Raw genomic sequence first — 7,865 nt, forward strand, 5'->3', positions numbered from 1 at the left:
TTTCTTCGACGAATTTTGTTCACCGTTATGGTATACATCTTGTTCTATATTTTTACTGAAATCAAAAAAAGCAGAGCCTGCTCCACTCAGACTCTGCCTCTCACTTTTTTCTTTTTATACTGCCGCTATTCTTCTACTTCTCTCTCATAAACGATCTCACCGCCAAGAACTGTCATATCCACTTTCGTGGCCTTGATCTCATCCGGGTCGATCTCATAGATATTCTTCTCGAGAACTACGAAGTCCGCATTTTTTCCCACTTCGATGGTTCCGTTCTCGTCTTCTGTATAGGAAGCGTAAGCTGCGTTTTTTGTAAAAAGCTTCACCGCTTCGTCTACGGATATTTTTTCAGATGGGATCCAGCCTTCCTGTGGCTGACCGCTGATATTTTTGCGGGTAACTGCAAAATAAATATTCTCCATTGCATCAAAGCTTACCACAGGAGCATCCGAGCCGCCGGACGTATGGATTCCCATATCCAGCATACTCTTCCATGCATACACCTTATCCATACGTTGTGCGCCGATGGCAGGTTCCACTGTGTTCATATCCAGATCGATAAATACCGGCTGGATATATGCCAGCAGATCCTGGTCTTTCATCCCCTGCAAAATACGCGGATTGGTGATCTGGCAATGCACGATACCATGTCTGCCCTTTTTGTTATCCTTCCGATAAGGAGATTTCGCAGCTGCCTCAATGACCATATCCATGGCACGATCGCCTATACAGTGTACCGCCGCCTGCATCTGATGCCGGTCAAAAAAAGCAAACAGATCGTCAAGTTCATCCTGACTGAATGTGATGATCCCGGTATTTTCCGGCGAATCCTCGTAAGGCTCATTCATGGCCGCTGTTCTTGCACCAAGGGAACCATCCTGGATCAGCTTCATCGGTCCAACAGTAAAGTGATCTCCCCTCTGCCCGGTACGATATCCTTCCTCGATAAAAGCCTTCGCATCCTCCGCCCGCTCAAAAAGGCACTGCTCATAATGGCGGATACTCAGCTCTCCTCTGGCATCCAGTGCCTTGTAGGAGGCCATGATCCGACGCCAGTTTTTTCCCGGAAGGGAGGCAAGATCATCGGACTGTACACCTGTAAATCCACATTCATTCAGCTTCTTCGCACTGTATCTGATGTAGTCTTCCACTTCTTCCTGGGATGGTGCTTCCAATACGGAGGAATAAAACTGTACTGCATTCTCCTTCAGAAGTCCGGTATCCAGATCAACCTCCTTCTCAATCTCCGGAAACTCCGGGATTTTTTTCAGAAGCTCCAGACCACAGCTGTTGCACACAGCCACATGCCCGCAGACACGCACCATAATGATGGGGATTTCCGTTGAGAGTGCATCCAGCTCATCCTTATGCGGATAGCGCGGCTTATCAAAATGCTCCTCATTCCAGCCTCTGCAGTAGAGCCAGGTCAGCTTCTGACCTTTACTCTCCTCCAGTCTTTTTTTTGCTGCAGCAAGCATTTCCTCAACACTTGTGCAGTCAAACAGTTTCACAGATCTTTCCACAAATGCATAATGCAGCATATGCATATGTGTATCCACAAAACCGGGCAGCATCAGCCTTCCCTTAAGGTCAATCCGTTTTTTGCAGGAAAAAGCTTCCGCTTCTTTATCAGTTCCCACAAAAACGATCCGGCCATTTTCGATTCCCACAGCCTCTGCCACTTTTTCACTGTTATCCAGTGTTCTTATACATCCGTTAAAAAAAATCGTATCCACTGTTTATTTTTCCTCTTTTTCTTTTTTATCCTCGTAGAAAAGTGCCATATCCTTGTCTACTTTTCCGATTCCCATGTAACGCGCCTTATAATCCTTCAGCAGCTTAAAGAAGGTACCACTTAAGATAAATAATGTGGCAACATTTACAAATGTAGGGAATACGGTTGTAAAGTCTGCAATTACCCACAGCTGTGCCGGTGTTCCGTTTCCGTAAAGAGTAAGCACTGTGACCAGAAGACCCCATAATGGCGTTCCAAGGATAAAAACCTTCTCTGCGATCTTCAGAACCTTCTGATTGTTTTTCAGCCAGTGCTTCAGGATCACGCTGTAATAGGTGAACCATCCGGTTGATGTTGTCAGTCCGAAAAGGAAAATACTGATCGCGATCAGTGCTCTCGCAACAGAGCCCATTCCGGACTCAAATGCTGTCAGTGTCAGCTCTGATCCTTGAAGTCCTGAATTCCAGTAGCCTGTGGTGATAACAACAAGACCTGTCATGGAGCAGACTACGATGGTGTCTGCAAATACCTCAAATGCTCCCATCAGTCCCTGTTTTACAGGATGGTCTGTTTTTGCGGAAGCATGGATCATAGGTGAGGTTCCCCAGCCTGCCTCGTTGCTGTATACAGAACGGGCAAATCCAAGACGCATAGCTGTTGCAACACCGGCTCCCATAAATCCGCCGACTGCTGCCTGTGTTGTAAATGCACCCTTGAAGATCAGTCCAAAGGTTTCCGGCAGCTTGTCAAAATTCACTACCAGTATTGCAAGAGATCCTACAATGTAAATCATGCACATGATCGGTGTCATATAGGAAGAGATCACACCGACTTTCTTTACACCGCCAATGATGATCAGGTAGATCGCTGCCACATACAGAAGTGACGGCACGATGTACGGCAGGTGGAAGGTACTTCCGACAGCCTCTGATACTGTATAATTCTGTAAGGTGATGAACCATGTCATAAAAATACAGCCGCCGAACAGTACTGCAAAAAGTTTCCAGAAGGGAAGCTTTTTCTCTCCGCCAAGACCCTTCTGCATGTAGTAGGTCGGGCCTCCCTGGTACTCACCGTTTGGCTGTTTTTCTCTGTAGTACACAGCAAGTGTTACCTCTGCCATCTTGATGACCATAGCAAGAAGCGCCGCGATCCAGAGCCAGAATAATGCACCAGGTCCTCCTGTTGCAATGGCTGTTGCAACACCGGACATGTTGGATACTCCAACGGTACCGCCGATCGCAATGGAAATAGCCTGGAACGGTGTCAGGCTCTTTCCGTCGTCTCCGCCTTCCTGACGGCGTTCTTTACTGAACATGTTTTTCACAATGTAACCAAAATGGCGGAACTGGAAGAAACCGGAACGTACTGTCAGATATACGCCTGTAGCGAGAATCGTGATCAGCAGCGGCAGTCCCCAGAGCCAGTTGGTCAGATTTTCAAATAATTCAAACATCTTTTCCTCTCCTATCCTTTTTATTGTTTTTCTTTTGCATACATTCGGAAAATCCGCGTACAGAATATAAAAAATCCCCAGAACGTGAAGTCAGATACGGATACCTGGTGTTCTCGACATACAGCTCTTCTGCCATATATCTGCGAGCCCCGTTTCTGCCCTCTTTATACTTCATGCTCTGGGGATCTTACATTTCAGTCCACTAATTTTCCAAACGATCACAGTATATCACAGTTCCGGAGGAATTGCTACTTTTTCCGTTTGAACTTTGTATTTTTATTCATTTTTCGTGAATATTACTATTTTACCGTATCGACTCCGGATACTCCACCCCTTCCGGCATGGGATCTCATTCGTTAAGTCCAATGCTCTGCTTGAATTTCGCCTGTTCAAGCGTAAGCTTCGGGAGATCATTCTGCAGATAATCCATCAGCTCGCTGATACCTTCCCTTGTCTTGTTATTTACCATAAAGATCCTCTCACAGCCCATGTTCTCCATCCACTGTCTGACCATTGGAATATTGGCATGTGGGGAATCTACCTTGGTGATGATCCCGATCAGCGGCCGCAGGAGAAAATTTCTGCTGCCGTCACTGAACAGGTTAAATGGCTCATTGGCTGCCTGTACGATAGCGATCACATCCGCCTCAAAGGAAAAGCAGACCAGTCCTACGCTGAAATGCTTGGATTCCGCATATTCTCCCGGTGAATCAATGGTACAGTAAAAATGTAATTCCACGATTTAAATTTTCATCATCTCGCCATTTAAATTTTCATACAAATGGCTCTTTTCCTATTACATCAAAAAACCTGTGGATTTTTATTTTGTACTCATGACAAAAAAACCTTACGAAATCTCTCCTACTGATAAAAAACGTCCGCATAAAAGCCACCGATATGACGAATCATTTTTTTCCTCTTTAATCAGATTATCGGATTTTTCTATTCCAAGTAAACCATTTAGCGATTACACTATCGTTTTTTTAGTCAGAGAAGGAAATTTCAAGCAAGAATTTAATAAGTATTCTGATGATTTGTGGACTTGCCCCAATTATTCCCTGATTACTTTTCGTAACATAGAAACTATTATCAAAACGTTAAAAAAACTAGAAAACAACTTAAAAAAAATTACATCCGAAAATAAAGATTCTGCAAATAAGTATAATAAGGAATATAATGTCGTGAACGAAATAAGAAGGAATATAACAGCCGTAAACGATAACCTTCCATTTTTATCAAACCTTCCCTTAGAAACAAGAAATGATATAGCTGAATACAATTTAAAGAAAAAGAAAGCCCTTCGTTTAATCATAAATGATCAAAATAAGATTTTGGAAGAAAAAGAGATAACAATTCGATTTGCAACTTCTTATGATCTTAAATTTTATATAGAAAATTACGAAAAATTATCTAAATCCAACGAAGTTTTTTACCCATCAATCACTAACAATGATGACGAACCCAAACAATTTAAACCTCTGTCAAATAAGTATTGGAAAAATCTGATTAATAAGATAAACGGATTTATTTTAATTGGTTTATATTATCAGAAAAAAAGAGGATTTATTGTTATCAAAGGAATCAGTAAACATGAATGTCGTTTAATTTATTTATATGTAGACGAATATTACCGGCAAAAGGGCATCGGAAAACACCTATTATCCGAAGCTAAAAATACTGCTAAGCAATTAGGTTATACCAAAATCTCTTTATATGTATTATCTAATAACGAAATTGCACAGTCACTATATAAAAATTCAAATTTTGAAACCACAAAATTACGTATGGAATGTAGTTTGAACGAATAATATTTTCCATAAAAAATTATTCAATTTTTGTATAAACTTTCTTATCTTTCCATCAAAAAAAATCTGTATCCCCTTACGCTCTTGGGTGGCGTAAGGGGTTTACAGATTTTTATTACTACTTATTCTCTACATACTGGAATTTATCGTCTTGTTCCATTCTTATCAAAATTCTTTTTTAATGCTATTTCTGTTGGGAGAATAGACCCAATTAAAGGAATAAGTTGAACACCACAGATAATTCCTCCTATACTTCCAACACAATCTTCATTTTTTCCAATCACTAAAAGCATGAATATTACTGTTATCGGCAACATAACCATTCCACAGACATACCAGACTTTACCACAATATTTATGAGCAAATTCCCATGTGTCTTTGTTCTTCATAGACATCGAAGTCCGATATCCAAATACTGAATTTATTTCCTTTGGAGCCTTTTTCATAAAATATCTTCCAAAACCAATCATCGTAAATGGAAGAAGCAAATCCATAATCAACATAAAAATCCAAAACCCCATTGTAAACCTCCTTTACTACAACTCCCGATTTATCTTTATCATCATACTACCACACCCAAGAACTTTTGTACATTTTTCACGTAAAAAACCCCTCACACCATAATTGATGTAAGGGGTTTTCTATATAAGCTAATTAACGTTCTATGTTAGTCACCTACAGTGTACTATTTCTGGTTAAGCCCAATCGTCATTATCCTTATTGAATGAAAATGTGCCAACTAATTCAATAGACCATTTATTATCTGTATCTTCATATAAATTAAAGATAATCGCTTTTATTTCACTACTCAATTCATTCTTTAAAAGTAAATCTAACCATTCAAAGAAATCTTTGTTGTTTTTATTCGATTTTAACCTATCAAGCAATCCCATACTTCGACCTCTGAAAACTGGAAATGATTACTTTCTGCATAGTGTGTTTCCTAAAATGATAATTACCACGACATCAACCAAAATAATCCCCAATGCAATATATACAAAAAATGCAGGCAAAATATTTCCAAACAAGCTCATAGTTAATGCAAGAATTGCTATAATAGACATTCCAATTCCCATTGTTCTGCATAACTTCTTTTCATCATATTTTTCCTTTTCTTCTCTTGAAGCTGTATTATATCCAGAAATGAACCAACTTCCATGTCCAGAAAGTAAAATAATAGAAAGTACAGCAAATATCACAAAGACAATCCACACTATCCAATCAGAGCCTGTTGCTAAATCTGCTAATTTCATTTACATACTCCTCCTTACATTTCATTTTCTTAATTCTATAAACTGGAATTTCTGGATGCGTATAATATGCGAAAAAAACTTAACTTCATCTTAAATATAGTGCTGAGTTTCACTGCCATTCTTTAACACCATTTTCACCACACCGAGCAATGCTGCAAACAAAACACCAGCAACCGGCCATACAATCCATGTAATATCCCAGCTCATCGTCCAGAAGCTCCATGCAAGGTAAATCGCTGTAGTCAAGCACCAATATACACCAGAAAACGTGTCAGTCTTTTTCTTAAACAGTTTTTCTTCTTTTGTATATTCGCCTTCCTGAAGAAGGGTATCGTAACTGCTTTTTACCATCCCAACACGAACCAACAGATTCACTCCTATTGCAAGTATGAATAGCAGTAATCCAACGGAAAGACCACAGTAATAGTCGGACGCTTCCATAGATCCGGCAATAATTGTCGGAATCACTGCCAGTATACAAAGCACTACCCCAACAGCTGTTCCTCTGATAAAAATTGGTTCATAGGAATCTTTTTTTTCTCGTACCATTCCAGATACACCATACTCTGTTTCAAAGCATTCTTTTTCAAAATGTTCCATATGTGATTCACTCATTCCATATGTAATAAACAAAAAGACGGCTGCCGCAACCATTCCAAGCAAAAAAACACATCCAAATACTGTTGCCAGAGATTCCGAAACATGAAATACGCTATCTTCTGCCATTGTCACAAGAACAATCAATAATATTGGACTTAAGATACACATACTTGTTGCGTTTGCCACTACTTTGGATCCATTTCTTTTCATGTCAAGAAATTTATTTGCATTCTCCATAGTTACTTTTTTCAACGGTTCTGCATAGCTTTCAGTACTTTCGTGATAGGTGATATTTTCTGCTTTCATTTCATCTTTTAATAGGTAATCTGTACTAACACCAAAAAGCTCCGACATCTGTAAAATTCTTTGCAAATCTGGAACAGCTCCTGCACTTTCCCACTTAGATACTGCCTGTCTGGATACGCCCAACTGATTGGCTAGTTCTTCCTGTGACCATCCATTCTTTTTTCTTTCCTCTGTAATCTTATCAGCTAAAATCATTTTTTTCTCCTTTTGCAGATTTTATGAGCTCAATATAACAGTTTTGCTGTTTGCATTCCACCATTTCAGGCTGTAAATCTGTCAACCAGCAGTTGCAAATCACAAAAGAACTCTATGCATTCCGATTTTCCAACAATACAAGCAGGAAATTATTTATCATCTGTATTGTTTTCCTTTTTCTTATGAGTCGAACCCAAGCAAAGAAATGAAGAACCAAGACATAACCATACTATAGCCATAGAACTTTCATTTCCACTCGTAAAGCCAATAGCTGACGCTATGAAAAACAGAACTGATGCAATGTAAAATAAGATTGATTTGTTTATCCCTTTTTTCATAAATAAGAATCTCCTCCAAATTCCTGTTTATCTTTATCATCATACTACCACACCCAAGAACTTTTGTACATTTTTCACGTAAAAAACCCCTCACACCATAATTGATGTAAGGGGTTTTCTATATAAGCTAATTAACGTTCTATGTTAGTCACCTACAGTGTACTATTTCTGGTTAAT

Annotated in this window: 8 protein-coding genes and 1 pseudogene; 1 reads left to right on the top strand and 8 read right to left on the bottom strand. The window is 39.5% G+C overall.

Annotated elements, in window-relative coordinates; all coding sequences use genetic code 11:
* Positions 1 to 125: 125 nt before the first annotated feature.
* The 3 genes and pseudogenes from C7E02_RS05465 to C7E02_RS05480 all read right to left on the bottom strand — a co-directional run.
* A complete protein-coding gene (locus C7E02_RS05465; protein WP_005342813.1) occupies positions 126 to 1,736 on the bottom strand; it encodes an amidohydrolase in 1,611 nt (536 codons plus the stop codon).
* A 3-nt stretch (positions 1,737 to 1,739) separates the two neighbouring features.
* On the bottom strand, positions 1,740 to 3,191 hold the full coding sequence (locus C7E02_RS05470) for an alanine/glycine:cation symporter family protein (RefSeq protein WP_005342814.1): 1,452 nt from the start codon (positions 3,189 to 3,191) through the stop codon (positions 1,740 to 1,742).
* 349 nt (positions 3,192 to 3,540) lie between these two features.
* Positions 3,541 to 3,909, bottom strand: a pseudogene (locus tag C7E02_RS05480) (EutP/PduV family microcompartment system protein); the annotation flags it as partial.
* A 115-nt stretch (positions 3,910 to 4,024) separates the two neighbouring features.
* Here C7E02_RS05480 and C7E02_RS05485 point away from each other — a divergent pair.
* Positions 4,025 to 4,999 (top strand): GNAT family N-acetyltransferase, encoded by a 975-nt coding sequence (locus tag C7E02_RS05485; RefSeq protein ID WP_158682975.1) that lies wholly within the window; start codon positions 4,025 to 4,027, stop codon positions 4,997 to 4,999.
* Positions 5,000 to 5,139: 140 nt separating this feature from the next.
* Here the strand turns inward: C7E02_RS05485 and C7E02_RS05490 are convergent, their stop codons facing one another.
* From C7E02_RS05490 to C7E02_RS05510, 5 genes are all read right to left on the bottom strand, one after another.
* The gene (locus C7E02_RS05490; RefSeq protein ID WP_003864540.1) at positions 5,140 to 5,517 is read right to left on the bottom strand and encodes an SdpI family protein; all 378 of its coding nucleotides are present in this window, start codon (positions 5,515 to 5,517) and stop codon (positions 5,140 to 5,142) included.
* 174 nt (positions 5,518 to 5,691) lie between these two features.
* The gene (locus C7E02_RS05495) at positions 5,692 to 5,889 is read right to left on the bottom strand and encodes a hypothetical protein (protein WP_005342823.1); all 198 of its coding nucleotides are present in this window, start codon (positions 5,887 to 5,889) and stop codon (positions 5,692 to 5,694) included.
* A 27-nt stretch (positions 5,890 to 5,916) separates the two neighbouring features.
* Positions 5,917 to 6,249 (bottom strand): DUF3784 domain-containing protein, encoded by a 333-nt coding sequence (locus tag C7E02_RS05500; RefSeq protein ID WP_005342825.1) that lies wholly within the window; start codon positions 6,247 to 6,249, stop codon positions 5,917 to 5,919.
* A 90-nt stretch (positions 6,250 to 6,339) separates the two neighbouring features.
* Complete coding sequence (locus C7E02_RS05505; protein ID WP_005342826.1) at positions 6,340 to 7,350, bottom strand: helix-turn-helix domain-containing protein; 1,011 nt, start codon at positions 7,348 to 7,350, stop codon at positions 6,340 to 6,342.
* Positions 7,351 to 7,499: 149 nt separating this feature from the next.
* On the bottom strand, positions 7,500 to 7,688 hold the full coding sequence (locus C7E02_RS05510) for a hypothetical protein (protein ID WP_005342828.1): 189 nt from the start codon (positions 7,686 to 7,688) through the stop codon (positions 7,500 to 7,502).
* Positions 7,689 to 7,865 lie beyond the last annotated feature (177 nt).

Source organism: Dorea sp. Marseille-P4042, from assembly GCF_900290215.1.
Lineage (GTDB): Bacteria > Bacillota > Clostridia > Lachnospirales > Lachnospiraceae > Dorea > Dorea formicigenerans.

What these genes read in the sequence shown, in the direction of transcription:
- C7E02_RS05470 (WP_005342814.1), bottom strand. Translation starts at nt 3,191, where the DNA reads ATGTTTGAATTATTTGAAAATCTGACCAACTGGCTCTGGGGACTGCCG.
- C7E02_RS05485 (WP_158682975.1), top strand. Translation starts at nt 4,025, where the DNA reads ATGACAAAAAAACCTTACGAAATCTCTCCTACTGATAAAAAACGTCCG.
- C7E02_RS05490 (WP_003864540.1), bottom strand. Translation starts at nt 5,517, where the DNA reads ATGGGGTTTTGGATTTTTATGTTGATTATGGATTTGCTTCTTCCATTT.
- C7E02_RS05495 (WP_005342823.1), bottom strand. Translation starts at nt 5,889, where the DNA reads ATGGGATTGCTTGATAGGTTAAAATCGAATAAAAACAACAAAGATTTC.
- C7E02_RS05500 (WP_005342825.1), bottom strand. Translation starts at nt 6,249, where the DNA reads ATGAAATTAGCAGATTTAGCAACAGGCTCTGATTGGATAGTGTGGATT.
- C7E02_RS05505 (WP_005342826.1), bottom strand. Translation starts at nt 7,350, where the DNA reads ATGATTTTAGCTGATAAGATTACAGAGGAAAGAAAAAAGAATGGATGG.
- C7E02_RS05510 (WP_005342828.1), bottom strand. Translation starts at nt 7,688, where the DNA reads ATGAAAAAAGGGATAAACAAATCAATCTTATTTTACATTGCATCAGTT.